Source organism: Klebsiella sp. (assembly GCF_027492335.1).
GTDB classification, from domain to species: Bacteria; Pseudomonadota; Gammaproteobacteria; order Enterobacterales; family Enterobacteriaceae; genus Klebsiella; species Klebsiella huaxiensis.
Window position 1 is genome coordinate 199,088 of the sequence record NZ_JAPUEW010000008.1, and the last position, 24,476, is coordinate 223,563.

Sequence of the window (24,476 nt, forward strand, 5' to 3'; positions counted from 1 at the left end):
AGAAGGGACCCGGTTAATCTATTCATTGAAAATTACGAGATAATGTTATGGCGTTTATTTGAAAGCATCTTGTAATAATTTCCATGTGATATTGGTCACGCCGCCAATAATTTTATATCGCTAGCCTGATTGCAGATTAACCATGCTCATTCAATTGCAATGGGTGCAATTATTGGGGAGTTATTATGATCCATGCCTTTATTAAAAAGGGCTGTTTTCAGGATTCGGTCAGCTTAATGATTATTTCACGCAAGCTGAGTGAGTCAGAAAATGTCGATGATGTTTCGGTCATGATGGGAACACCGGCAAATAAGGCGCTGCTGGAGACCACCGGTTTCTGGCACGACGATTTTGCCACGGCCACGCCGAATGATATTTGCGTAGCGATTCGCACCGATTGCGCGGATGCGTCGGTGACGGAAATGATTATTGCTGGTCTTGATGAAGCTCTCAGCGCCCTGGCGCAGGGGAGCGGGCAGAGTCAGAGCCTCAGCGTGGTTCGTCGCTGGCAAAGCGCCACGCAAAAGCTGCCTCAGGCCAATATGACCTTGATTTCCGTTGCTGGAGAGTACGCCGCCGAGCTTGCCCATCAGGCGCTCAGCAGCGAGAAAAACGTGATGATTTTCTCCGATAACGTCACCCTGGAAGATGAAATTGCCCTGAAAACACGCGCCCGTGACAAAGGGCTGCTGGTGATGGGGCCGGACTGCGGCACCGCCATGATTGCCGGAACGCCGTTGGCTTTTGCCAACGTCACGCCGGACGGCAATATCGGCGTGATTGGTGCATCCGGTACCGGCATTCAGGAACTGGTCTCGCAAATTGTCCTCGGCGGCGAAGGAATCAGCCATGCGATTGGTCTTGGCGGACGTGACCTGAGCGCTGAAGTGGGCGGTATTAGCGCACAAACGGCGCTGGAAATGCTGACTCACGACGGGCAGAGCCAGGTGCTGGCCTTTGTTTCTAAGCCGCCCGCCGAGGCGGTGCGCCTGCGGATAATTAGCGCCATGAAGCGCAGCGGCAAACCGGTAGTGGCGCTGTTTCTTGGCTATGCGCCGAAAGCTACTCGCGATGAGAACGTCTGGTTTGCCCGCACGCTGGATGAAGCAGGACGCCTGGCCTGCCTGTTGGCGCGGGTGGTGCGCCATCAGGAAACCCTGACCGCGGTGGCGGGAAAACAGATTCGCGGTTTGTACACCGGCGGCACGCTGGCTGCGGAATCCGCCGGGCTGCTCGCTGAACGGCTTGGCATCACTCCTGACGAACATCATCCGCAGGGCATGATGCTCAACGCGCAGGGCCACCAGATAGTCGACCTCGGCGATGATTTTTACACCGTAGGCCGCCCGCATCCGATGATCGATCCCTCCCTGCGCAACCAGCTGATTGCTGAACTAGGTGAGCAAACTCAGGTTGGCGTACTGCTGCTGGACGTGGTGATTGGTTACGGCGCGACTGCAGATCCCGCCGAATCGCTGGTGGCAGCCTGCCAGCGGGCCTGGGCGCTCAGGGATGATAGCCATTCACTGCACGTTATTGCGACGGTGACCGGCACCGAAACCGATCCGCAGTGTCGTTCCCGTCAGATAGCCGTTCTTGAAGATGCGGGGATTGTGGTGGTTGACAGCCTTCCCGAAGCCACCCTGCTTGCCGCAGCGCTCATTAGCCCACCGCAGATGGCTGAACTGGCACCGCGTGCCAGCCTGCTGGACGGCGTGGCGGTGATCAACGCTGGCCTGCGCAGCTTTGCGCTTGATTTACAGTCCGCCGGAACGCCGGTTGTCCACTATCAGTGGGCACCGATCGCCGGAGGAAATAAGAAACTGGCTCGTTTATTAGAACGTTTGCAATAAGAGGTCTCTATGTTTACATCAGTGGCGCAGGCCAATGACGCAGTAATAGAACGAATTCGTAATGCACGTCCGCACTGGCTGGATGTGAAGCCAGCGGGTTCTTTAATCGGGGCGCTGAATCAGAATAAAACGTTGCTCCACGCCGGGCCGCCGATGCGCTGGCAGGAGATGACCGGCCCGATGAAAGGGGCCTGCATTGGCGCATGCTTATTCGAAGGTTGGGCGCAGGATGAAAAAACGGCCCATGCGATGCTGGAAGGCGGCGACATTACCTTTATTCCCTGCCACCACGTTAACGCCGTGGGGCCGATGGGAGGCATTACTTCGCCAAATATGCCGATGCTGGTGGTGGAGAACATCGCCGAAGGCAACCGCGCGTATTGCAATCTGAATGAAGGGATTGGCAAGGTGATGCGTTTCGGCGCTTACGGCGAAGACGTCCAACAGCGCCTGCGCTGGATGCGCGATGTGCTGATGCCGGTTCTGAGCGCGGCGCTGAAACAGATGGAGCGCGGCATCGACCTGACCGCAATGATGGCGCAGGGCATCACCATGGGCGATGAGTTCCACCAGCGCAACATCGCCACCTCCGCGCTGCTGATGCGCACGCTGGCGCCGCATCTGGCGCGCCTCAACGATGACAAACAGCAGATTGCTGAAGTGATGGATTTTCTCGCCATTACCGATCAGTTCTTCCTTAACCTGGCGATGGCCTACTGCAAAGCGGCGATGGATAGCGGGGCGCAAATTCGTGCGGGCAGTATCGTCACCGCGATGACCCGCAACGGCGATATGTTCGGTATCCGCGTCAGCGGGCTGGGCGACCGTTGGTTTACCGCGCCGGTCAATACGCCGCAGGGGCTATTTTTCACCGGCTTTTCTCAGGAGCAGGCTAACCCGGATATGGGCGATAGCGCCATTACCGAAACCTTCGGTATTGGCGGCGCGGCAATGATCGCGGCCCCAGGCGTGACGCGTTTTGTCGGCGCGGGCGGAATGGAAGCGGCGAAATCCGTTTCCGAGGAGATGGCGGAAATCTTCCTGGAGCGCAATATGCAGCTGCAAATTCCGGGCTGGGATTTCCAGGGAGCCTGTCTGGGTCTGGATATTCGTCGGGTGGTTGAAACCGGTATTACTCCGCTTATCAACACCGGTATTGCGCATAAAGAGGCGGGGATCGGCCAGATTGGCGCCGGGACCGTCAGAGCGCCGTTGGCCTGTTTCGAACTGGCGCTGGAAGCGTTGGCGGACGAGCTGGGTGTGAGCTGAGGAGGCGCGATGGAGACTATTCGTCCGCTGATAGGCAGCGTCGATGCGCCGGACCATCGCCAGCCCTGGCGAACCGGCGGCCTCTGGCAACGCACTATCAATCTCTATGTTGAAGGCGGCGCGCTGCTGACGCTTCATCATCAGGGGCAGGGGGTGAGCCCTGGCGGATGGGTATTACGCCATCGCGATTTTATCCGCTTACACGCGGCGCTGCGGGCGGGGGCGCTGCCGCTCGCGCGGGACAACGGCATTCAGGTCGATAGCCTTTTGCTGTCACCGCCACGCAGGCGCTGCTCCCTGCAGCCTTGTTATCAGCCTAATGGCGCTTATCTGCCAGCAACGTTAATGAATCGCCCGGAAGAGACCGGGCTGTTCGGGCCGCTGTCGCAGGCGATTCATCTGCCGCAGCATCCTGAGCTGCGGCAATTACGCCACTGTTTTGCCTCGGCGCTGACCGGCAACGCTATCGACTGGCGATTATGGCTGGGCAAAGGGCCGGGCCTGACGCCGAGTCTGGACGATATGCTGATCGGCATGATGCTGGCGGCGTGGTGCGCGGGGCAAATGTCCCGCTACGGTGGGCGGACTTTCTTTCGTGCTTCCGGCGATCTGCACGCCGCCACGACCCAGGTGAGCGTCAACTATTTACGCTACGCCAGCGAGGGGCGTTTTGCCTCGCCGCTGATGCATTTCGCGCATGCTCTTCAACGCCGACGCCGCATTGAACCCGCCGTCGAGGCTCTGCTGGCGATGGGCCACACCTCCGGCGCGGATACCCTGCTGGGATTCTGGTTGGCGCAACACATTATCTAAGGAAAAATCATGAAAACGCTGGTGGTTGCCCTCGGCGGCAACGCTTTATTGCAGCGCGGGGAAGCGCTGACGGTGGAAAATCAGTATCGCAATATTGAGAGCGCGGTTCCGGCTCTGGCGCGCCTGGCGCAGAACTATCGGCTGGCGATTGTTCACGGCAACGGACCTCAGGTGGGCCTGCTGGCGCTGCAAAATCTGGCCTATCGCGATGTTGAACCTTATCCGCTGGATGTGCTGGTGGCGGAGAGCCAGGGCATGATTGGCTATATGCTGGCCCAGCGTCTGGCGCAGGAGCCAGAGATGCCGCCGGTATCGACAGTGATGACGCGCATAGCTGTAGCCTCGAGCGATCCGGCTTTTTCATCCCCGGAGAAATTTATTGGCCCGGTTTACGACCCGGAGCTTCAGGCGCAACTGGAGAGCGAGTACGGGTGGACGATGAAGCGCGACGGTAAGTACCTGCGTCGGGTGGTGCCTTCGCCGACGCCGGTGAGGATTGAGGAGAGCGAGTCGATTGAGCGCCTGCTGGGCGAAGGCCATGCGGTGATATGCTGCGGCGGTGGCGGAATTCCGGTGCTGGAGAGCGGGCAGGGCGCGGAGGCAGTGATTGATAAAGACCTCGCCGCCGCGCTGCTGGCAGAGCAGATTAATGCTGATGGCCTGGTGATCCTCACCGACGCCGACGCGGTGTATGAACATTGGGGCACGCCGATGCAGCGACCGATCCGTGAAGCAACGCCGGAAGGGCTGGCCCCGTTTGCCCGCGACGACGGCGCAATGGGGCCGAAAATCGTGGCAGTAAGCGGCTACGTGCGCCGCCGGGGCAAGCGAGCGTGGATAGGCGCGCTATCGCGCATCGATGACACTCTGGCCGGGTTGGCGGGGACCTGTATCAAGCCCTGATGGGTGGCTATCGTGCCCGCTTTCCCCGGGGGCGGCGCAAAGCGCCTGCCCGGGCTACAAGATTGTGCGATCGGGTAGCCCGGGCAGGTGCGCAGCACCGCCTCCGGGAAAATCCCCGAAGAATCCGTGCGCATAGAGGGTTTTGTAGCCCGGCTAAGGCGCAGCGCGCCGCAAGCCGGGATGACGGGCAGGATTATGCGAGCTGCGCCTGCGCCCAGAAGATACCGCTGGTGTATTCCGGCGGCAGCAGCGGCTTCAGCGCTTCCAGCGTCGCGCTCAGTCGGTCGGTATCGCTGTCGGTCAGGTTCAGGTGCCCAACTTTACGACCCGGACGCACCTCTTTATCGTACCAATGCAGATGCACCAGCGGCAGCTTCAGCCAGTCGTAGTTCAGGTCGGTACCGATCAGGTTGATCATCACCGACGGGCTATTCACCACCGGCGGCGGTAGCGGCAGGCTGGTAATCGCCCGCAAATGCAGTTCGAACTGACTAATAGACGCTCCGTTCTGCGTCCAGTGGCCGCTGTTATGCACGCGCGGCGCCAGCTCATTAATCAGCAACCCTTCCGGAGTGATAAAGCACTCCATCGCCATCACGCCGACATAACCTAGCTCATGCATAACCGCCGACAGCATCGACTCTGCCTGCTCCTGCTGCTTCGCGTTCGCCTGCGGAAAAGCGACGCTAGCACGTAAAATACCGTCCTGATGCAGGTTGCGGGTCAACGGATAGAAGACCGTGCTACCGTCCTGAGCGCGTGCGCCAACCAGCGATACTTCGCCGGAGAAGTTAATCCCCTGCTCGACGATACACTCGCCGTAGTTATCATCCGGTAGCTGAGCGGTTTCATTTTCCCGCAAACGCCACTGGCCGCGACCATCGTAGCCGCCGACGCGGCGCTTAACGATAGCCAGTTCGCCGAGGCGAGCAAATACCGCAGGCCACTCGCTTTTATCCACCAGAAGCTGCCACGGCGCGGTGGCGAGTTCCAGCTTGTCGAACAGCTGCTTTTGTGTCAGACGATCGGCGATAATCGGGAAGACATCGCGGTTGACGAAGGCAGAATGGCGCGCCAGTTCGCGGGTCAGGGCGGTCTCCGGCCAGCGTTCAATCTCTGCGGTGATCACGCTCTGCTGAAACGGCACCGCTTCCGGGTCGGCTTCCAGACCGACCGGCCAGACCGCAATACCCAGCGGCTCGCCGGCCTGGCGCAGCATCCGGCCTAACTGGCCGTTACCGAGGACGCAAACCTGCTTCATGCCACACCCCGCGGGTCCGGATTTTCCAGTACTTCATCGGTTTGCGCCTGACGCCAGGCGCTGAGGCGCTGGTGCAGTTCAGCATCATGCTGCGCGAGGATCTGCGCGGCCAGCAGGGCGGCGTTGGCGGCCCCGGCTTTACCGATCGCCAGTGTACCAACCGGAATGCCGCGCGGCATCTGGACGATGGAGTAGAGGCTGTCAACACCGCTCAACGCCGCGCTCTGCACCGGTACGCCTAAAACCGGCACCAGGGTTTTCGCCGCAATCATGCCCGGCAGATGCGCCGCGCCGCCCGCACCGGCAATAATCACCTGAAAACCGTTCTCTTCTGCGCTTTCGGCGAAGCTAAACAGTTTATCGGGGGTGCGGTGTGCGGAGACCACGTCGACATGGTACGGAACGTTCAGGACATCAAGGATTTCTGCGGTAAACTGCATGGTAGCCCAGTCGCTTTTGGACCCCATCACGATGGCGATACGCGCCGAATTATTGCGGGAAGACATGCGTCTTAAAACTCCTGTGGGTGTGTTTCACACTGCTTTAGAGGCCACAGAGAATAGCATGAACTGCCAGCAAGGAAAACGGTTGCGTATGCATGGTCAGGCGTCTTTTGTCTCATCGGGATCTGATGAAACTCGCTGATTATAGGCTTTAGTCGCGCTGGCGAAAAAGGTGAAAACCAGCACCAGTCCCCAGGGCAGCATAAGAATACTCATAATCAGCATGTATATTTGTACAAAGCGCTCATCATGGGGCCGGGTGCAGAGTAGATAAATTGCATAAAAATAAAGAATCCAGAGTAAAACCGCGATCCCCAGCACGGTGAGTGAGCCGAGGTAGATAAACGCCAGACCGTAAAAGCTGGCGGTAATCGGGCCGATGATGGCGATAACCATTCCCCAAATCAGGGGCTGACTCCACTTTTGCATGCTCGTTCCTTGAGAGTTATTTGGCTGAAAACTAACCTGGTGGTTAAGCGTAAAGACAGCACTTCTGTTGCCAGGAGGGGCTTTTTCGGAATAGTGCTTGCAGGGCGCTAGAAAGGGAAATGAATCAGCTCGACGTCTTCTGGCGTGACTTTGACCATTGAACCTTCGCTATGCCACGCGCCAAGAACCACGCGACAAGCGGCTTTGCCATTGGCTTGTAGCTGATGAACGGCCGGACGGTGCGTATGCCCGTGAATCAGCCACTGAACGTGATGCTTCTCCATGACGTCAACCACTGCCTGCGGGTTCACGTCCATAATGTCCATCGACTTGCTGCTGTTGGCGGCTTTGCTGTCGGCGCGCATTTTGGCGGCAATACGGCGGCGGATAAACAGCGGTAAGGCCAAAAACAGGCGCTGGACCCAGGGGTTGTGAACCTTCGCGCGAAACGCCAGATAGCCTGCGTCGTCGGTGCAGAGGGTATCTCCGTGCATAATCAGCACCTTGCGCCCGTAGAGATCGAGAAGCTGCTCTTCCGGCAGTAGAGTCATCGCGCTTTGGCGGGCAAATCGCTTGCCGACGAGAAAATCGCGGTTGCCGTGGATGAAGTAGCAGGGGACGCCGGAGTCGGCTAACGCTTTGAGCGCTGAGGCAATTTGCTGATGCAGTGGATTCGGATCGTCATCACCGATCCACGCTTCAAACAGGTCGCCGAGGATATACAGGGCGTCCGCCTTGCGGGCTTCCCCCTGTAAAAAGCGCAGAAAACCGGCGGTAATCGCCGGTTCTTCCGTTTGCAGATGCAAATCCGCAATAAAAAGTGTCGCCACGAATTACTCGCTGACGGTGACGCTTTTGATCACAACATCTTCTTTCGGCACATCCTGGTGCATGCCGCTGCGGCCGGTAGATACCGATTTGATTTTGTCGACCACGTCCATACCTTCAACCACTTCTGCAAATACACAGTAGCCCCAACCCTGCAGGCTTTCGCCGGAGAAGTTCAGGAAGTCGTTATCGGCGACGTTGATGAAGAACTGTGCGGTGGCGGAGTGAGGTGCCTGAGTACGAGCCATCGCCAGGGTGCCACGGGTGTTTTTCAGACCGTTGTTAGCTTCGTTCTGAATCGGAGATTTGGTGGTTTTCTGATTCATGCCCGGTTCAAAACCGCCGCCCTGAATCATAAAGCCGTTGATAACACGGTGGAAAATGGTGTTGTCGTAGAAACCTTCACGACAGTAGTCCAGGAAGTTTTTGACTGTTTCCGGCGCCTTGTCGTCAAACGTCTTGATTACGATATCGCCATGATTGGTGTGGAAAGTTACCATTTTTGCATCCTGTTCCGATGATTGTGGTGCCTGCACCCGGAGTCGGGTGAGATATAGGGGGCTGTTATAGCATAACCTCGGGGTTGGATCACCTTGCAATGTGTGCTGCTTCGGGGTTGAATTAAGGTTAGAATACGCGACTTATATCCACACACGTCTACACGGAATCTTCGATGTTAAAAATTTTTAATACACTGACGCGCCAAAAAGAAGAATTTAAACCTATCCATGCCGGGGAAGTTGGCATGTACGTGTGTGGTATTACCGTTTACGACCTCTGTCATATCGGCCATGGCCGTACGTTTGTCTCATTCGACGTGGTTTCACGCTACCTGCGTTTTCTCGGCTACAAGCTGAAGTATGTGCGCAACATCACCGACATTGACGACAAAATCATTAAGCGTGCTAATGAAAACGGCGAAAACTTCGTTGCGCTGGTGGATCGTATGATTGCCGAGATGCACAAAGACTTCGACGCGCTGAATATCCTGCGCCCGGATCAGGAACCACGTGCAACTCACCATATCCCGGAAATCATTGAGATCACCGAGCAGCTGATCGCCAAAGGTCATGCTTATGTCGCAGACAACGGCGACGTGATGTTCGACGTCCCGACCGACCCGAACTATGGTCAGCTGTCGCGCCAGGACCTCGACCAACTGCAGGCCGGTGCGCGCGTTGATGTGGTTGACGTCAAGCATAACCCGATGGACTTCGTGCTGTGGAAGATGTCGAAAGAGGGCGAGCCGAGCTGGCCGTCGCCGTGGGGCGCGGGCCGTCCGGGTTGGCACATCGAGTGTTCAGCGATGAACTGCAAACAGTTGGGCAACCATTTCGACATTCACGGCGGTGGTTCCGACCTGATGTTCCCGCACCATGAAAACGAAATCGCCCAGTCCACCTGCGCCCACGACGGCGAGTACGTTAACTACTGGATGCACTCCGGGATGGTGATGGTTGACCGCGAGAAGATGTCAAAATCGCTGGGCAACTTCTTTACCGTGCGCGACGTGCTGAAATACTACGATGCGGAAACTATTCGCTATTTCCTGATGTCTGGCCACTATCGCAGCCAGCTGAACTACAGCGAAGAGAACTTAAAGCAGGCACGTTCTGCGCTGGAGCGCCTGTATACCGCGCTACGCGGAACTGACAGAACCGCAGAGCCAGCAGGTGGCGAGGCGTTCGAAGCGCGTTTCATTGAAGCGATGGACGACGATTTCAACACCCCGGAAGCCTACTCTGCACTGTTCGATATGGCGCGTGAAGTGAACCGCCTGAAGAGCGAAGATGCCGCCGCAGCCAACGCCATGGCAGCGCATATGCGTAAGCTCGCCTCGGTGCTGGGCCTGCTGGAGCAGGAGCCGGATGCTTTCCTGCAAAGCGGTGCGCAGGCGGACGACGGAGAGGTGGCCGAAATTGAGTCTTTGATCCAACAGCGCCTGGATGCGCGTAAAGCGAAAGACTGGGCGGCTGCGGATGCTGCGCGTGACCGTCTCAACGAGATGGGCATTGTGCTGGAAGACGGCCCACAGGGTACCACCTGGCGGCGTAAGTAATCTCTTAGAGCCTGGCTCATTAGGGCTATTTTGCTTGCCACTTTGAACCTGGCAGTGCTCAGACAAAACTCACCGAGTTTTGAACGCCCTTCAGGGCGGCCCGAAGGGTGAGCGGAGCGAATCATCCTCACGTACTACGTGTACGCTCCGGCTCTTCCGCGCTGCCCGTGTTCAAACTGTCTGCGCCAATAACGCCTGCTGGGATAGGCTCTTATTGAAATTAAGGCCGCTTTACTGCGGCCTTATCATTTATACGATAAGCACAAGTTCTCTGAATTCAATCCGTTACATTTTTTTCCGGCTTCTATATGCCCACAAACACAGCGTCAGAACGGCTCCCGGCAGCCAGACCCACTGTAGTTCTGAAATAATAACCTGATGGCCGGATGGCGTAGTGTATTGCGCTAAGGCAAAAGGAGCGACTTTGATGACCTGCCAGGGTGCAAAGAAACGCTCATCCAGCCATGGCCACAGCCAGCCTACACCTTTCCCACCTGTGGTAATTGAATCCAGCAGGCTATGTGACAGCAACGAAACCGTCAAAAACAGCCAGCTACGCACCAGGCCGACGCGGAACCATCGCCCCGCAAATAATACGCAAAGCAGCGGAACAACAAACGCAAACAGGAGGGAATGCGTAAAACCGCGATGGCCGAAGACATTGCCGTAGGCGATGCCGAACTTGAATGACAGCACATCGGCATCCGGCAACATGGCAAGTACGACGCCAGCCAGCAACAGACGTGGTGGGATAATCTGTAGCCCCAGCCCGGCTCCAAGACATAAAGGCACGGCGGCGTGGGTAATGATGGTTGGCATATCCCGTAATCCTGAGAAAATAATTGCCATTATCGCCCCTGTACCCGGTAAAGACATTCCCTCCAGATTCTGATTTTGGGCAAATGAATGGATCGGCGCGCTGATTTTTTGCATTGCGACCATTCCTGTTCGTTCGCTAACGCGCTAGCGTGAAGCTAAATATCATAAGGGAGAAGATGTATGCAGAAGGTGGCGTTGGTTACCGGGGGCAGTAAAGGCATTGGTTATGCGGCGGCGCAGGCCCTGTATCAGATGGGTTACGCGGTCATCGTGGTGGCACGTAACGAGCAGCAGCTTACTGAGTGCGCAGAGGGGCTGGACGCTGAACGATTTATTCCGATTGCCGCAGACGTCACTGACCCGCAGCAGGTTGAGACACTTTTTCAGCGCGTCCACGAACAGTTTGGTCGTCTGGATTTGCTGTTTAACAATGCGGGCAATAACAGTCCGGCGAAATCAATTGAAGAGATCCCGTTTGAGGAGTGGCAGCGGGTGTTCAATCTTAACGTGCACGCCAGCTTCCTCTGTGCCAAAGAAGCTATCAAGATAATGAAACAGCAGCAGCCGATGGGCGGGCGGATTATTAACAACGCTTCTATTTCTGCAACCACCCCACGCTTGTATAGCGCGCCGTATACCGCCTCGAAGCACGCGATTACTGGGCTGACAAAATCCATCGCACTCGACTGTCGACAATATAATATCGCCTGCGGGCAGATTAACGTTGGCAACGCCGAGACGCAGCTTTCGGCGCGGATGCGCAAAGGCGTTTATCAGGCTAACGGCACGATTGCGCCAGAGGCGATGATGGATGTGGCCGATGTTGCGGCGGCGATTCAGATGATTGCGGCGCTGCCGCCAACGACTAACGTACTGGAGCTGACGATCATGGCCAACGAGATGCCGTTCGTTGGGCGGGGATAAAATTAAGGCGCCGGTTGTGGCGCCTTTGCTTTTTACTCGGTAACGGTAATGCTTTGACCTTCAAAGCTCACCGTTTGACCGGCGACGATTTTGCAGCGCTTGCGGGTTTCGACCGCGCCGTCGACTTTGACCAGACCATCGGCAATGGCGATTTTCGCCTGCGCGCCGCTCTCGCTCCAGCCTTCCAGCTTCAGCAGATCGCACAGCTCAACGTGCGGGTGTTTGCCTAAAGAAAAATTCGCCATCTCAGGCCTCCTGAATATCGTGATACTCTTCGCACGCCTGCAGCGTGTTCTGAATAAGGGTGGCGACGGTCATCGGGCCGACGCCGCCGGGAACCGGCGTGATGAACGATGCGCGTGCGGCGGCATCTTCATAGACCACGTCGCCAACCACTTTGCCGCTTTCCAGGCGGTTAATGCCAACATCGACCACAATCGCGCCTTCTTTAATCCATTCGCCCGGAATAAAGCCCGGTTTACCGACCGCGACGATCAGCAGGTCGGCGTTTTCGACGTGATGACGCAGGTTTTTGGTAAAGCGATGGGTCACGGTCGTGGTGCAACCGGCTAACAGCAGCTCCATGCTCATCGGGCGTCCGACAATATTGGATGCGCCAATGACCACCGCGTTCAGGCCGTAGGTATCGATGTTGTAACGTTCAAGCAGGGTCACGATGCCGCGCGGGGTGCACGGACGCAGGCGCGGTGCGCGCTGGCACAGGCGACCCACGTTATACGGGTGGAAACCGTCGACGTCTTTGTCCGGCGAAATGCGTTCGAGAACTTTAACATTATCAATACCAGCGGGCAGCGGCAGCTGGACCAGAATACCGTCAATAGCGTTATCGGCATTCAGCGTGTCGATAAGCTCCAGCAACTCCGCTTCGCTGGTGGTTTCCGGGAGATCGTACGAACGGGAGACGAAGCCTACCTCTTCACACGCTTTGCGCTTGCTAGCGACATAAATCTGCGATGCTGGGTTGCTGCCAACCAGTACGACGGCTAACCCTGGGGCACGAAATCCTGCCGCAACGCGAGCCTTCACTTTTTCCGCAACCTCAGAGCGTACCTGCTGCGCAATCGTTTTACCGTCAATAATTTTTGCTGCCATCAGAGAGAGGATTCCATCTGTATCTTTACGAAAGGGGGATGGTGATATTTTGTCAGAAGCCAGCCCCGCTGTCAGTCTTCGTTTGAGATTTTATCTTTCTTTTGGCCTGACCGGAGTCGAACCAACACTGAAGTTAGCGTGCAGAAACATGCACCTGGATAAACTTTGTACTGCTTTAGCTGCATAACCAGACAGGTTATGCAGACAAGCGCAGTTTCACGGCAAAATACATTGACTCATCAGGTGTGCACCGTATAATTCCCGGCGATTGCACATCATGAAGTTCCCACTTCTCAGTGCGCCCTTAGCTCAGTTGGATAGAGCAACGGCCTTCTAAGCCGTAGGTCACAGGTTCGAGCCCTGTAGGGCGTACCATTTTCAAGTCAACACACCTCTACTGAATTCTCTTTTTTATCCTTTATACTCCCTGATATTACTGGATTTTTCTGTCACGAGTTCTATCGAAGTCAACTCAGTCCTACCTAAATCAAGTGGTAACTGGGGACCTTTGAGGGGGCTCATCTCGTTTAATGGAAATTAGGGGCCCCATATGCCACTAAATGCACGACAGATAGAAACTGCAAAACCAAAGGAGAAGGAATACAAACTCACTGATGGTGGTGGGGGGAAATTGGCTACAGTAGTAGTACTTCCCGATGGTGAGCGATGGGCGGTGATATAAACAGATATGTACTAAAAATATTCTGGTCAATATAATCAATATTGAGCCTCAAAATGTTCCAGGTCGGATGACATATATGAAACTATGAGTAATGATACGAAACTCGCTCTTGGGAATTTATCGCTAAGGATAGAATATGAATATAACTGAAGAAAATCTTAATAATATAATTGATTCTCTGAATGATTTGATTTGTGATGAAAAATTTCTGACACGCACAGAGCGCCTTGATTTGGTTAGGGCTGTTGCCGCGATCGGGGCAATGAAAGCGCGTGTTGCTATGCTTTATTTACAAAAATCTTCGTCAGTAAAAAAGAGTATTATGGAGAAGAAAGAAAAAATTATCGATCCACGTTTTCCAAATGCTGGGATACCATGGAATGACTCCGATGAGTCCATGCTCAGGGAAGTATTAGAGCCTGTTCCGGAGGAGGAGATTGGAGATCATCTTTTCTGGCTGGCCGAAAAACTTGGGCGTACACCATATGGTGTCGCTTGTAAGATAGCCCAGGTAAAAAATTTACCAGCTGACTGGAAAGACCGGTTCCGTAAAATTTCAGATCGCATTCGTGATTCGAAAATGACAATTAGCGAATATATTCAGGAGAAAGATAATGAATAAGTACTGAATGTCGATCAGGTTCCTTATGGCGGAATCAACAATCCGTTTCAAATAGATATTTAACTCTATTGAGAAAGATCAACACCATCTTACTTTCCGCCGCGTAGTTTAAGTATTCACCTTCCCTCAGAGAAATCACCATGGACGTTAAGCGACTTGGTATCGCCGTGCTGGTGTCGGTATGTATTTTTACGTCGGATACCGCCGTCGCTAAATCAGCGCAATTAACCGATGATCAGGTTAAGCAGCAGATTATTGATGACTCAATTGCCTCTTATCCCGGGGTTTGCGCCTGCCCGTTTAATCGGGCCAGAAACGGCAGTTCCTGCGGCAGGCGCAGTGCCTGGAGCAAAGCCGGAGGCTATGCGCCCGTTTGCTACAAAAAAGAGGTGACCAAAGAAATGATTAACGACTGGCGCCAATCTCAACAAATATAAGCCACCTTTACTGCTATCAAAGCTTTCCGTCAGTTCAGTGTTGCAGCCTGGTGCCAGAGACCGGGAATACCCGGGCGCAGAGGAAATCCACCAGGGCCCGAACTTTAGGCGAAGGATGTCTGCTGGCGGGCCAGAGTACGTGGAAGGCACCGGTGCGTTCCACATGTTCTGCCAGAACAGAGCGCAAACTTTGATTTGCCAGCTGTTCCCTGATTGAGAATTCCGGCAAATAGGCGATTCCCAGCCCTTGAAGGGCGAAACATACTCGCGTCTCAATGTTGTTGCAAATCATTGAGGTGGGAAGCTGCAGCTCGGGGTCTCCGGGCGCTTGCCGCAGCGCCCACGATTCCAGTTTACCGCTGTTGGGAAAGCGGTAGTGCAGGCAGGAGTGTTCCTGCAGATCGGAAGGAACTTTGGGTATACCTCGCCGTGCCAGGTAATCGGGGGAGGCGACCAGCACTGAGCGGAAGGTACCCAATCTCCGCGCTGACAGACGCGAGTCTGTCGGGTTTCCCGTTCTGACCACCACGTCGAATCCTTCTTCAATCACCTCAACCAATCGGTCTGTGAAATCCAGATCCAGTTCAATAGCGGGATATTCGCGCATGAACTCACCGAGCACCGGCAGTACCAGCGAACTGACCAGGGGCAGGCTGACCCGCAAGCGGCCGCGCGGCGCGCTCGTCGCCTGTGAGAGCTCCAGCTCCGCGGCCTCGATCTCGGCAAGAATACGACGGCTGCGTTCAAGAAATAGCGTACCTTCGGCGGTCAGCGTGATACTGCGTGTGCTGCGATGAAACAGGCGTACGCCGAGCTTCTCTTCAAGCCTTGCCACGCTTTTACCAATGGCTGATGCCGACACGCCGAGCAATCGGCTAGCCGCAACGAAGCTGCGCGTCTCGGCGACCCGCACAAACACCACGAAGCCGTTAAGATTGTCCACCAGATACCTCCATTGCGGACAAATAGTTCCGCTAAGAAAGGAACTGTACCCTACTTTTTCTTTAATAACAGCGTTTCTATCATGCGGGAATGTTTATCAATGAAAGGAATTCCCAATGTCGATTCCCGCATTTTCGCTGCCCACAGGTACTCCGCTGGCGCGTTTAACTGACCGCATTAAGAATGTTGTCCAACAGGCATTGGATGAGCATCGTCTGGTCGGTGCGGTGGTACTGGTAGCTCGCGACGGGGCACTGATTCACCGCCAGGCCGCTGGCTGGGCCGATCGCGAACATCATCGCGCGATGACCCTGGATGCAATCTTCCGGTTAGCTTCGGTGAGTAAGCCAATTGTCTCAACGGCAGCGCTGGTGCTGGTGGCGCAAGGCAAGCTCAATCTAAACGACGCTGTTGAACGTTGGCTACCTGAGTTCAGCCCGCTGCTGGCCGATGGCCGACCGGCGCGGATCGCCGTGTGGCAACTGCTGAGCCACACGGCTGGGCTAGGTTACCGATTCTTTGAGGCCGCTGTGAATGGCCCTTACGCACGGGCCGGCGTATCGGACGGTATGGACAGGTCCGGTATCACGCTGGCTGAGAATTTACGCCGCCTCGCTAGCGTACCGCTGTTGTACGAGCCGGGTACGGGGTGGGGGTACTCGCTGGCAACCGATGTGCTGGGAGCTTTAATCGAGCGAGTGTGTGGCGAACCACTCGATGTGGCCGTGCGCCAGCTTGTGACCGAACCATTGGGAATGGCGGATACAGGTTTCGTTGTCCTTGATAAGCAGCGCGTAGCGACCGCTTGGGTAAATGATAAGCCGCAGCCGCACCTGCTGGAGGAGGGTGAAATCGTTTCCCCCTTTGAGGGGGCCGTCGGCATTAGCTACAGCCCTGAACGCATCTTCGATCCGCAGGCATTTCCGTCGGGTGGCGCTGGCATGGCGGGAACAGCCGAAGATTTTATGCGTCTGCTGGAAGCCTTGCGTCAAGATAGTGGCGCCATTCTGCCCAGCGACTTGATTGCGGAAATGGGACGCGATTGGGCGATTAATCATGAACTGCCCAATGCGCCGGGCTTCGGATTTGGGCTGGGATTTTCGGTTCTACGCGATCGGATGGCGGCTGCTTCCCCCGAGACAGAAGGGACCTGGCGCTGGGGAGGCGCTTACGGCCACTCCTGGTTCGTGGATCGGGCGCAGGGGCTTAGCGTCGTTGCTTTCACTAACACCTTATACGAAGGCATGTCGGGTCGTTTTGTCACTGACCTGCGCGATGCGGTTTACTGTGCCCTGGGGACTAAATGATGGCATCGACAATTCGGGAGCGCATGCCGATCGGATCGCTGTTGGCGCTTGCCACGGCGGCTTTTATTACCATACTGACCGAGGCACTTCCGGCAGGTCTTCTGCCCCAAATGGCGCAAGGCCTGGGCATTTCTGAGGCATGGGCTGGCCAGACTGTTACCATTTACGCCATCGGTTCCCTGTTGGCGGCTATTCCGCTGACTGCTGCCACACAAGGGATTCCTCGTCGGCCATTGCTGCTGGCGGCCATTGCCGGTTTCGCCATCGCTAACACGGTGACGACGTTCTCTGCCAGCTACGCGCTAACGATGATGGCGCGCTTCCTGGCGGGTGTTTCGGCGGGATTATTGTGGGCGCTGCTGGCTGGCTATGCGGCGCGAATGGTGCCAGAACATCAGAAGGGCCGGGCCATCGCTATTGCGATGGCCGGTACGCCACTGGCGCTTTCTCTGGGGGTACCTGCCGGTACTTTTATCGGCAATCTGGTGGGATGGCGCATCTGTTTTGGCAGCATAAGCCTGATGGCGCTGCTATTGATGGTCTGGGTGAGACTGAAAGTACCGGACTTCGCAGGGCAATCCGCGAATAAACGTCTGTCGCTGCGGCACGTGTACACTCTACCGGGGATTTGCTCTGTATTGCTTGTGGTGCTGGCATTTGTTCTCGCACATAACATCCTCTATACCTATATTGCCCCATTTCTGGCGATAGCTGGAATGGTGGATCGCGCGGATTTGATATTGCTGATTTTTGGAATAACTTCAGTAATGGGCATCGGGGTCATCGGGGCGCTGATTGATCGGTATCTGCGTACGCTAACTCTGGTAAGCACGGTTTTATTCGGACTTACGGCTTTGATATTGGGTATAGCCGGTACCCATGCTACTGCGGTTTATGCTGCGGTGGGCGTCTGGGGATTGGCTTTCGGTGGCTCAGCAACCTTATTTCAGACCGCGCTGGCCAGGAGCGCTGGCGAGGCTGCGGATGTCGCGCAGTCGATGTTGGTGACGGCCTGGAACGTTGCTATTGCCAGCGGAGGTATTGTTGGCGGCGTGCTGCTGGGCCACATCGGTGTCGGTGCGTTCTCCCCCGTACTGCTAGTGCTGCTGATCGTAACATTCCTGACGGTCTGGTTTGCTAAAGAAAGCGGTTTTCCGGCTTCACCAGAATGAAATCTGATGTAACCTCGCCATCCTCGCTATTCCCAGGTCATAATGCTCACGCAGGTAAAAGCGTGAGCACTACAGGCAGAATAAAATCTGTTAATACAAATAAGAAGTGAACATTTTCATATTGCTAGCTGCCGGTTTCATTTTTTATCCGCGCATTAATGTATTCCACGGCCTGGGAGACATCCATAATGCCATTAATCGCGTTCGTTACGCCTTGTCCGATAATTATCTCTGCCTGTCGTAGGTTAAAGGGCACCCCTTTATTCCCCTGAGACTCCCTTATTCCTGACATTCCTTTTTCATTCAATAAATTAAACCACGGATAGACGTTGAGAACGTTTTGATCGTGGCTGATTCCGGACCAGGCGCTGTTCCCTCCTAACAGAACCAGATGGCGCGCAATTTCATCGGAATAGAGCCAGTGGAAGAACTGCTCAACCTGTTTTTTCTTTTTACTGTAGCGGGACATACCAATAGACCCCCCTCCCAGCTGTGGAATCTGTCCCGGAACCTGAGCATAGCCGATTGTAGGGGCAATGGCCGTATGCGCAACGTCATTGAACAAGTTGAGATACATAATCAGCATGGCAAGATTTCCGCGCTCAAACTGTTTAACAGCGTCACTCCACCACTCTCCGGGTAGATTCACCGCGACGGAAAGTTGTTGCAGGTACTGATCAAGAGCGATTGCGGCGAGTGAAGCATCCAACTGCACGGGTTCACCTTCACGCACCAGACGTCCGCCGAGAGCGTAATAACGCAGCAGATATTCGGTGGCAATAAGCCCTGAACTACCCAGTGTTATTGCCGTTCCCATCGGGCGCAGCCGGTTATCAGGTTGATGCAGCTTACTGAAGAAAGCCGCTATTTCATCGAATTGTGCAAAGTTCTCAGGCAGCGTTAATTCTTTACCCGTTGTTTCATAAAACATCCGTTTTATCGTCGCATCCTCAAAGAGATCGCGTCGGTAAAACAAGAGCTGCATACTAGCATCAAAAGGAATTGCCCAGGCGGTTCCATTCACCAGGCCGAAGTGCTGCTGAATTTGCTCAGAGAAGTTATCCAGGAGTAGCGGAAGGGTAGGGGAAACAGACTCCAGAGGTAATAAAACTTTCTCCGCAAACCAGGGAAAACATGCCATATCGATTCGTAGCAGATCGTAATAGGGATGCAGATGAAGGTGGGAGAGAATTTCAAACACTTCATCATAAGGATAAACCGCGAGATTTACCTTAATGCCAGTCTGGCGATAAAAGTGGGGTAATAGTTTCTTCAGCGCATCGGTTGAGGGACTAGGCAAAATCAACATATTCAGCGCTGCCTCGGCTTCAGGCGGCTGTACGGACTGGCCATTCAAAGAAAAACCGCAATTGGTCAGAATGCGATGCTTATCTTGGTTTTTGGGCTGACGAATGTGGGAAGCCATTGATGTCCCCAGGCGACCATAATCCATCTGGTAGCTTGTGACGCCCTCGAAAGCAGCAGGCAGATTATCACTCAATTGCAGTACTGGTGGACAGGACCGCGAACTACCAAACCAGGCTGCTTGCGTCAATGCACGCGTTTTATCACTATTCTGAACGATAAAAAGATCAGGTGGTGCCCCGCGGAAAAAATCAAATGCGACGGTGTTCGATTCACTGGCGAGTGCCGGTAAAATCGTGAGTTTAGTATGCGGACTCAACGCTCGGCATGTTTCCTGTATCGCCTGAATAAAAGATGTGCTGTGAGCGTATTCAATCGGTTCGCAGAAAATGCCGATATGGCTCGGTTGCTGCATCAACGCCCTTTTTGCTATTTCTTCACCCGCAGTCGCGTAATCCAGACTGAAGTAATATTCAGCCCCAGCAGGTTGCCGATATGCAAAAAGAATATTCTCCGCAGGCAGTTTGAGCACTTCGTAATAGGGTTGGCTGTTGCTCAGGCAACTGACGGTGACAATAGTCTGGTAAGACTTCGCCGTCAGCGTTTGCAGAATCTCCAGTTCCAGATTGGATAGGTCATTCGTCAGATAAAGATCCAATGGTTCGCTTAACGAAGGCTTACAGGCCTGGTGCAGACCCCGATAAAGCTGATAGTACTGCTCCGTATTGATATCCGGCAAAATCAGCGCTATTCCTTGGCTTTTGCTGGCTCTCAGAGATTGCGCCTGCGCATTTAACTGATAGCCAACTTCCTTAGCTGCGCGTTGAACCGCTTCAATCTTTTCAACACTCACATTTCCTCTGCCATTGAGAACATTAGATACGGTTCCGTGCGACACACCGGCAATTCTTGCTATGTCTTTGATAGTTGGCATTTTTAAATCCTTTCTTTGATGCTTCGATGCTAGCACGGCGTTCATCCGGAAACTATCGTAGTTGATATTATTTGAACGTTACAAAATTAAATTGAGTGATTTTTACTCAAAAAATTCTCGATCTACTTAAGTCTAAATCACTTAATAATGTGGTTTGTATTGCAATATAATGAAATTATTAATAAAAATAATAAATCCTTGAAGGGGATCACTTCTGAGAGAAAAGATCGTTGTTTGCATGAAAGAGTAGAATGATAATTGACACGTTCCAATTACGTTTTATTACATTATAGATTAAAAAAACAGCGTTTATGTTTGTGATAAGAGGGAAATCATGAAGATCCATTTTCTGGGAACGGCGGCATCTGAAGGGATACCTAATCCTTTTTGCCGCTGTGAGCACTGTCAACACGCTCGCATACGTAAAGGAAAAGACTTACGTACACACTCATCAGCGATTATTGATGATGAACTGTTGATTGATGTCGCACCTGAATTCAGCCAGCAACTGCTTCGTGAGGGTCTGGACGCAACGGAGATCAGGTCGCTACTGTTTACCCATACTCATCCCGATCATTTTAACGTCGGCGATCTTTTTAGCCGAATGGAAGGTTATGGATTTGAAATTACTCATCCGCTACATATCTTTGGGAATGATCGCGCCATTAACGGTGCGGCAGAGGTTTTGCCGGGTTACAGCGCTGAAAGATTTGCTTTTCATTGCCTGGTGCCCTTCGTGACGGTTGAAACCCGTGGATATCGTATTACCCCATTGCTGGCTAACCATGCTAGATGGGAGCTTTGTTATACCTGGTTTATCGAAAAAGAAGGCCAGTCAATTTTCTATGGCCATGATTCTGGCTGGTTTCCTGAGCTTACCTGGCAGTGGCTGGAAGGGAAAAAAATTGATTTGGCCGTTCTTGAATGTACCTACGGCTTTAATGGCGACAATCGTACGAATAACCATATGAGTCTGGAAACGGTCTTCGCCGCCAGAGACAGGCTTGCAGAGCTGGGCTGCCTTAATAAAAAAAGTAAACTCATCGTCTCACATATTTCACACAGCGGCGGCCTGCTACATGATGAGCTCGTGGCGGCGTGCGATAAAGAGAACATTCTTGTCGCCTGGGATGGGCTTAACCTGAGCATCAACCAATAAAGGATATGCAATATGGACCTTAATAAAACACCACGCCTGTTGATTATGATGTTCATACAGTACTTTATGCAGGGGGCATGGAATATGACCATGGGGCTGGTATTAAGCACCTATGGTATGGCGACCATAATTGGTTCATCCTATGCATTACTTGGACTGGCGACCATTCTCTCACCTTTATTTATTGGCATGGTAGCAGACCGCTTTTTTTCATCTCAAAAAGTCATGGCGATCCTGCATTTAATTAATGCTGGCATTCTGTTGTTTGTTCCGCAGTTCATCGAAGCACAAAACACGGGCATGACGCTGACCATGATTTTTCTCGTTGGACTACTTTTTTATCCAACAACTGCGCTGGCAAATAGTATCAGTTTCAGCCATATTAACGGGGTAAAATACTTCCCGTTTATACGTGTTTTTGGCACATTTGGCTTTATGGTTATCGGCTTTATCATTGGTGAAATGGGTTTTTCCGGCAACACTATCACCTGGTATATTGCGTCAGCCTCCGGCGTCGTTCTTGGCCTATATTGCTTTACGTTACCGAATACCCCGCCAAGAGCTAAAGGGAGTGCCTTTACCCTTCGCGATCTCTTATGTCTGGATGCTCTGGCACTCTTCAAAGATCGTAGCTTCACGGTTCTGATGCTCAGTATTTTTGTACTTATGATCCCAAAAACTGCTTACTCCGCCTATATTCCAGTCTTTTTAAAAGCACTTGGTTTTGATAACGCTGCAACAATGATGCAGGTAGGCATTGCCTGTGAAGTCGTTTTCATGTTCCTCCTGTCGTTCTTCCTACTGAAAGCAGGCTTCAAAATCACTCTGATGCTTGGCGCTGTTTGCTGGATCATTCGTACGCTGTTGTTTGCCCATGCCTCTCTGGATGCCAACATGATGTTTGTGCTGATCGGTTTGATGTTACAGGGTTTCTGCTGGGACTTTTTCTTTACCGTGGGCGATATTTATGTTGACCGTAAAGCCGCGCCAGAGATTAAAGCGCAAGCCCAAAGTTTGCGATTTATCGTCTCCAACGGCGTGGGCCTACTGTTCGCCTCTACCGTATGCGGGCAGATCTTTAACAGTACTGTGACTGAACAAGGTCCTGAGGCTTTACCGCAATGGGAGACATTCTGGTTAGTTTCTGCCGGTGTTGCCGCGGTGGTGAGCGTCTTCTTCCTGATTTTCTTCCTGGATGATCTTTCAAAACGCAAAACAGATCTCTCCCTGAAAAAAGCAAATTCCTGAATTATTGAGGATGTCTCATTAAGGTAATTGCATGAATAATCTGGCCGCCATTATCAATGAACAAGGTTTTTTACCGTTAGTTACGATCGTCAAAATCAGCATTGCGTTTATTCTGGGTGGCATTATTGGCCTTGAAAGAGAATCGAAAGGGAAACCCGTCGGATTCAAAACTTGTGTCATTTTGTCTGTCGCCAGCTGCGTGTTAACTGTTGTTTCAATACAGTCAGCTGAATACTATGCAGAAATTTCGATGAATATTCGTAGCGATCCAATGCGTCTGGCGGCTCAGATTATCAGTGGCGTGGGTTTTCTGGGGGCGGGAGTGATTCTGCACCGACACGACGATGCTATTTCTGGTCTCACGACAGCGGCAATCGTCTGGGCATCTGCCGGGATGGGAATCGCCTGCGGTGCCGGTTTTTATTTTCACGCATTTTTTGCTACAGGGTTATTTTTATTGGCAATAAAATTGAGTCCATTTATCATTTTCTTACAAACTAAGAATCAATTTCCAGGTAAAGTGAAAGTTCGAGTTATTCTTGATGAACGCGATGCGCTTGAAAATTTGATAACACGTATTCATCAGCAAAAGAATATTATTGAAAACATTACCATCAGAGATATTAAAAAAGGGAAAATAGAGGTTAACTTAAAAGTTGTCATTCGTAAAAAGATGACCTTACCCGACTTGTACCACGATCTTACTCATGTTGAGCACGTTTGTGCAATTGCTCTTGAACATTGAGTTGGCTGAAGCGATGGACGCTAGCCCCATACGCAGCTTATTGGTGTATGGGGAAGCACTGTAATGCCAAATGCGAAAATTTGACATTACGGTCGTGGTTATTCACGGATAGTACAGGCTAGTTTAATTCTCTGATGATAATCTCCTCAAGCTTTTCAATACTTATCTTTCTTATTTGTTCGCATGAGAGGGGTGGTCTGACGATACGCAGATGCATTTTTTCATCTACGATTATTACTAATGGCCTCTCATGGTTACTACGGGTAATGTCTAAAATTGAACATATTCGCCACATTCGTATTAAACCTGTAGTTAAAAATAGAGATGTTATATTTCCAGTTAAATCATGCAGCCTTGCGCAAAATGATAACCGATATCATCCCCAGGATGAGGGGATGGATGGGTTCTGATATAATACCTACCCGCGACCTGATTGAGAATTACTCTGTCTTTCTTTTCCCATTTGTTATTATTCTGATTCAGAGTGAACAGGGTTGAACCATTAACTAAATGGCTCAATATCCATTGTCTGTTCCTGCAAATTCCAGGTTTAATGATGCCATCTAACTCATGGTGGATATAAAACTCTACGAGCAATAAATGACTGTCATTATACCTTGCGCCAGCAATAAGAAATTTGGCCCAACGATAGCTATGCATGATTTTCCTCTTAATTATTAATGTTACTTACTAAGTCAAATTCAACAGATTATCTGCATGAAGTGACTGAGTGTTCTTGTTTTAAAATATATAAAGAAAAAACCATTAATTCAATGCGGAATTTATTTGTCAATAATTATAGATGTAAAAGGTTCAATAGATTAATTTTTAAATATTTATAATGTAATTTTAATTTGAAAAAGAATTTTTACGTGAAATTTAAATGTTTTTTATTAGGTTTTAATCGCTGTAAAGTGTGATGGTTTGATACTTAATGTATGTTTTTGTTTTTAATTATTCTAAATCATTTAAATGTGTTGGTTGTTGTTTCTTATGTGCTCATAATTTTGAGGCTGCACACATAATTAAAATAAAGTGATTAACTGTATAACATTTAGTATGCTTTTATTGATACCATTGATTTACCAA

24 protein-coding genes, 1 tRNA gene and 1 pseudogene are annotated in these 24,476 nt (G+C 52.4%); 15 read left to right on the top strand and 11 right to left on the bottom strand.

What is annotated here, in order from left to right:
* Positions 1-185 precede the first annotated feature (185 nt).
* The 4 genes from QVF11_RS02960 to QVF11_RS02975 are packed head-to-tail and all read left to right on the top strand — an operon-like array spanning position 186 to position 4,838.
* Positions 186-1,853 carry an acyl-CoA synthetase FdrA gene (locus tag QVF11_RS02960; RefSeq protein ID WP_287855176.1) on the top strand — a complete coding sequence of 556 codons (1,668 nt, stop codon included), beginning with the start codon at positions 186-188 and terminating at the stop codon, positions 1,851-1,853.
* Positions 1,854-1,862: 9 nt separating this feature from the next.
* Positions 1,863-3,122, top strand: a complete 1,260-nt coding sequence (locus QVF11_RS02965; RefSeq protein WP_112215406.1) for a YlbE family protein — start codon at positions 1,863-1,865, stop codon at positions 3,120-3,122.
* A 9-nt stretch (positions 3,123-3,131) separates the two neighbouring features.
* Positions 3,132-3,935 (top strand): oxamate carbamoyltransferase subunit AllH family protein, encoded by an 804-nt coding sequence (locus QVF11_RS02970; RefSeq protein WP_142512137.1) that lies wholly within the window; start codon positions 3,132-3,134, stop codon positions 3,933-3,935.
* Between the two features lie 9 nt (positions 3,936-3,944).
* Positions 3,945-4,838, top strand: a complete 894-nt coding sequence (locus QVF11_RS02975) for a carbamate kinase (RefSeq protein ID WP_287855177.1) — start codon at positions 3,945-3,947, stop codon at positions 4,836-4,838.
* A 193-nt stretch (positions 4,839-5,031) separates the two neighbouring features.
* On the opposite strand, the gene purK is transcribed toward QVF11_RS02975, so the two are convergent.
* From purK to ppiB, 5 genes are all read right to left on the bottom strand, one after another.
* Positions 5,032-6,099 carry a 5-(carboxyamino)imidazole ribonucleotide synthase gene (purK, locus tag QVF11_RS02980; RefSeq protein WP_112215403.1) on the bottom strand — a complete coding sequence of 356 codons (1,068 nt, stop codon included), beginning with the start codon at positions 6,097-6,099 and terminating at the stop codon, positions 5,032-5,034.
* Positions 6,096-6,605 (bottom strand): 5-(carboxyamino)imidazole ribonucleotide mutase, encoded by a 510-nt coding sequence (gene purE, locus QVF11_RS02985; protein ID WP_287855178.1) that lies wholly within the window; start codon positions 6,603-6,605, stop codon positions 6,096-6,098. The genes purK and purE overlap by 4 nt, the downstream gene beginning before the upstream one ends.
* Before the next feature lie 96 nt (positions 6,606-6,701).
* On the bottom strand, positions 6,702-7,031 hold the full coding sequence (locus QVF11_RS02990) for a hypothetical protein (protein ID WP_112215401.1): 330 nt from the start codon (positions 7,029-7,031) through the stop codon (positions 6,702-6,704).
* 107 nt (positions 7,032-7,138) lie between these two features.
* Positions 7,139-7,861 (bottom strand): UDP-2,3-diacylglucosamine diphosphatase, encoded by a 723-nt coding sequence (lpxH, locus tag QVF11_RS02995; RefSeq protein ID WP_112215400.1) that lies wholly within the window; start codon positions 7,859-7,861, stop codon positions 7,139-7,141.
* Positions 7,862-7,864: 3 nt separating this feature from the next.
* Complete coding sequence (gene ppiB / locus QVF11_RS03000) at positions 7,865-8,359, bottom strand: peptidylprolyl isomerase B (protein ID WP_112215399.1); 495 nt, start codon at positions 8,357-8,359, stop codon at positions 7,865-7,867.
* Between the two features lie 173 nt (positions 8,360-8,532).
* Between ppiB and cysS the strand changes: the two genes are divergently transcribed.
* Entirely contained in the window at positions 8,533-9,918 is a 1,386-nt protein-coding gene (cysS, locus tag QVF11_RS03005) for a cysteine--tRNA ligase (RefSeq protein WP_287855179.1), read from the top strand.
* Positions 9,919-10,203: 285 nt separating this feature from the next.
* Here the strand turns inward: cysS and QVF11_RS03010 are convergent, their stop codons facing one another.
* Complete coding sequence (locus tag QVF11_RS03010; protein ID WP_287855240.1) at positions 10,204-10,737, bottom strand: metal-dependent hydrolase; 534 nt, start codon at positions 10,735-10,737, stop codon at positions 10,204-10,206.
* A 180-nt stretch (positions 10,738-10,917) separates the two neighbouring features.
* On the opposite strand from QVF11_RS03010, the gene QVF11_RS03015 reads away from it, so the two are divergent.
* A complete protein-coding gene (locus QVF11_RS03015; RefSeq protein WP_112215397.1) occupies positions 10,918-11,661 on the top strand; it encodes an SDR family oxidoreductase in 744 nt (247 codons plus the stop codon).
* A 32-nt stretch (positions 11,662-11,693) separates the two neighbouring features.
* Here QVF11_RS03015 and ybcJ read toward each other — a convergent pair whose 3' ends face one another.
* The gene (ybcJ, locus tag QVF11_RS03020) at positions 11,694-11,906 is read right to left on the bottom strand and encodes a ribosome-associated protein YbcJ (RefSeq protein WP_110273138.1); all 213 of its coding nucleotides are present in this window, start codon (positions 11,904-11,906) and stop codon (positions 11,694-11,696) included.
* Position 11,907: 1 nt separating this feature from the next.
* Positions 11,908-12,774, bottom strand: coding sequence for a bifunctional methylenetetrahydrofolate dehydrogenase/methenyltetrahydrofolate cyclohydrolase FolD (gene folD, locus QVF11_RS03025; RefSeq protein WP_112215396.1), 867 nt, complete (start codon positions 12,772-12,774; stop codon positions 11,908-11,910).
* A 298-nt stretch (positions 12,775-13,072) separates the two neighbouring features.
* On the opposite strand from folD, the gene QVF11_RS03030 reads away from it, so the two are divergent.
* From QVF11_RS03030 to QVF11_RS03045, 4 genes and pseudogenes are all read left to right on the top strand, one after another.
* A tRNA-Arg gene (locus QVF11_RS03030) sits at positions 13,073-13,149 on the top strand.
* A 175-nt stretch (positions 13,150-13,324) separates the two neighbouring features.
* A pseudogene (locus tag QVF11_RS03035) lies at positions 13,325-13,399 on the top strand (integrase); the annotation flags it as partial.
* Between the two features lie 193 nt (positions 13,400-13,592).
* Positions 13,593-14,078 carry a DNA-binding protein gene (locus QVF11_RS03040; RefSeq protein WP_287855180.1) on the top strand — a complete coding sequence of 162 codons (486 nt, stop codon included), beginning with the start codon at positions 13,593-13,595 and terminating at the stop codon, positions 14,076-14,078.
* A gap of 140 nt (positions 14,079-14,218) precedes the next feature.
* Positions 14,219-14,515, top strand: a complete 297-nt coding sequence (locus tag QVF11_RS03045; protein WP_287855181.1) for a hypothetical protein — start codon at positions 14,219-14,221, stop codon at positions 14,513-14,515.
* 34 nt (positions 14,516-14,549) lie between these two features.
* On the opposite strand, the gene QVF11_RS03050 is transcribed toward QVF11_RS03045, so the two are convergent.
* On the bottom strand, positions 14,550-15,458 hold the full coding sequence (locus QVF11_RS03050) for a LysR family transcriptional regulator (RefSeq protein WP_287855182.1): 909 nt from the start codon (positions 15,456-15,458) through the stop codon (positions 14,550-14,552).
* 115 nt (positions 15,459-15,573) lie between these two features.
* Here QVF11_RS03050 and QVF11_RS03055 point away from each other — a divergent pair, with 115 nt between their 5' ends.
* Positions 15,574-16,764 (top strand): serine hydrolase domain-containing protein, encoded by a 1,191-nt coding sequence (locus tag QVF11_RS03055; protein ID WP_287855183.1) that lies wholly within the window; start codon positions 15,574-15,576, stop codon positions 16,762-16,764.
* On the top strand, positions 16,761-17,936 hold the full coding sequence (locus QVF11_RS03060; protein WP_287855184.1) for an MFS transporter: 1,176 nt from the start codon (positions 16,761-16,763) through the stop codon (positions 17,934-17,936). Before QVF11_RS03055 ends, QVF11_RS03060 begins: the two co-directional genes overlap by 4 nt.
* Before the next feature lie 124 nt (positions 17,937-18,060).
* On the opposite strand, the gene QVF11_RS03065 is transcribed toward QVF11_RS03060, so the two are convergent.
* Positions 18,061-20,235, bottom strand: coding sequence for an extracellular solute-binding protein (locus QVF11_RS03065; protein WP_287855185.1), 2,175 nt, complete (start codon positions 20,233-20,235; stop codon positions 18,061-18,063).
* A gap of 334 nt (positions 20,236-20,569) precedes the next feature.
* Here QVF11_RS03065 and QVF11_RS03070 point away from each other — a divergent pair, with 334 nt between their 5' ends.
* From QVF11_RS03070 to QVF11_RS03080, 3 genes are read left to right on the top strand one after another with little or no spacing between them, the layout of a single operon-like run.
* A complete protein-coding gene (locus QVF11_RS03070) occupies positions 20,570-21,394 on the top strand; it encodes an MBL fold metallo-hydrolase (protein ID WP_287855186.1) in 825 nt (274 codons plus the stop codon).
* A gap of 12 nt (positions 21,395-21,406) precedes the next feature.
* The gene (locus QVF11_RS03075) at positions 21,407-22,642 is read left to right on the top strand and encodes an MFS transporter (RefSeq protein ID WP_287855187.1); all 1,236 of its coding nucleotides are present in this window, start codon (positions 21,407-21,409) and stop codon (positions 22,640-22,642) included.
* A 31-nt stretch (positions 22,643-22,673) separates the two neighbouring features.
* Positions 22,674-23,387, top strand: coding sequence for an MgtC/SapB family protein (locus QVF11_RS03080; RefSeq protein WP_139538901.1), 714 nt, complete (start codon positions 22,674-22,676; stop codon positions 23,385-23,387).
* A 339-nt stretch (positions 23,388-23,726) separates the two neighbouring features.
* Here the strand turns inward: QVF11_RS03080 and QVF11_RS03085 are convergent, their stop codons facing one another.
* Positions 23,727-24,047, bottom strand: coding sequence for a hypothetical protein (locus QVF11_RS03085; RefSeq protein ID WP_139538902.1), 321 nt, complete (start codon positions 24,045-24,047; stop codon positions 23,727-23,729).
* Positions 24,048-24,476 lie beyond the last annotated feature (429 nt).

What these genes read in the sequence shown, in the direction of transcription:
- QVF11_RS02960 (WP_287855176.1), top strand. Translation starts at nt 186, where the DNA reads ATGATCCATGCCTTTATTAAAAAGGGCTGTTTTCAGGATTCGGTCAGC.
- QVF11_RS02965 (WP_112215406.1), top strand. Translation starts at nt 1,863, where the DNA reads ATGTTTACATCAGTGGCGCAGGCCAATGACGCAGTAATAGAACGAATT.
- QVF11_RS02970 (WP_142512137.1), top strand. Translation starts at nt 3,132, where the DNA reads ATGGAGACTATTCGTCCGCTGATAGGCAGCGTCGATGCGCCGGACCAT.
- QVF11_RS02975 (WP_287855177.1), top strand. Translation starts at nt 3,945, where the DNA reads ATGAAAACGCTGGTGGTTGCCCTCGGCGGCAACGCTTTATTGCAGCGC.
- purK (WP_112215403.1), bottom strand. Translation starts at nt 6,099, where the DNA reads ATGAAGCAGGTTTGCGTCCTCGGTAACGGCCAGTTAGGCCGGATGCTG.
- purE (WP_287855178.1), bottom strand. Translation starts at nt 6,605, where the DNA reads ATGTCTTCCCGCAATAATTCGGCGCGTATCGCCATCGTGATGGGGTCC.
- QVF11_RS02990 (WP_112215401.1), bottom strand. Translation starts at nt 7,031, where the DNA reads ATGCAAAAGTGGAGTCAGCCCCTGATTTGGGGAATGGTTATCGCCATC.
- ppiB (WP_112215399.1), bottom strand. Translation starts at nt 8,359, where the DNA reads ATGGTAACTTTCCACACCAATCATGGCGATATCGTAATCAAGACGTTT.
- cysS (WP_287855179.1), top strand. Translation starts at nt 8,533, where the DNA reads ATGTTAAAAATTTTTAATACACTGACGCGCCAAAAAGAAGAATTTAAA.
- QVF11_RS03010 (WP_287855240.1), bottom strand. Translation starts at nt 10,737, where the DNA reads ATGCCAACCATCATTACCCACGCCGCCGTGCCTTTATGTCTTGGAGCC.
- QVF11_RS03015 (WP_112215397.1), top strand. Translation starts at nt 10,918, where the DNA reads ATGCAGAAGGTGGCGTTGGTTACCGGGGGCAGTAAAGGCATTGGTTAT.
- ybcJ (WP_110273138.1), bottom strand. Translation starts at nt 11,906, where the DNA reads ATGGCGAATTTTTCTTTAGGCAAACACCCGCACGTTGAGCTGTGCGAT.
- folD (WP_112215396.1), bottom strand. Translation starts at nt 12,774, where the DNA reads ATGGCAGCAAAAATTATTGACGGTAAAACGATTGCGCAGCAGGTACGC.
- QVF11_RS03040 (WP_287855180.1), top strand. Translation starts at nt 13,593, where the DNA reads ATGAATATAACTGAAGAAAATCTTAATAATATAATTGATTCTCTGAAT.
- QVF11_RS03045 (WP_287855181.1), top strand. Translation starts at nt 14,219, where the DNA reads ATGGACGTTAAGCGACTTGGTATCGCCGTGCTGGTGTCGGTATGTATT.
- QVF11_RS03055 (WP_287855183.1), top strand. Translation starts at nt 15,574, where the DNA reads ATGTCGATTCCCGCATTTTCGCTGCCCACAGGTACTCCGCTGGCGCGT.
- QVF11_RS03060 (WP_287855184.1), top strand. Translation starts at nt 16,761, where the DNA reads ATGATGGCATCGACAATTCGGGAGCGCATGCCGATCGGATCGCTGTTG.
- QVF11_RS03065 (WP_287855185.1), bottom strand. Translation starts at nt 20,235, where the DNA reads ATGCCAACTATCAAAGACATAGCAAGAATTGCCGGTGTGTCGCACGGA.
- QVF11_RS03070 (WP_287855186.1), top strand. Translation starts at nt 20,570, where the DNA reads ATGAAGATCCATTTTCTGGGAACGGCGGCATCTGAAGGGATACCTAAT.
- QVF11_RS03075 (WP_287855187.1), top strand. Translation starts at nt 21,407, where the DNA reads ATGGACCTTAATAAAACACCACGCCTGTTGATTATGATGTTCATACAG.
- QVF11_RS03080 (WP_139538901.1), top strand. Translation starts at nt 22,674, where the DNA reads ATGAATAATCTGGCCGCCATTATCAATGAACAAGGTTTTTTACCGTTA.
- QVF11_RS03085 (WP_139538902.1), bottom strand. Translation starts at nt 24,047, where the DNA reads ATGCATAGCTATCGTTGGGCCAAATTTCTTATTGCTGGCGCAAGGTAT.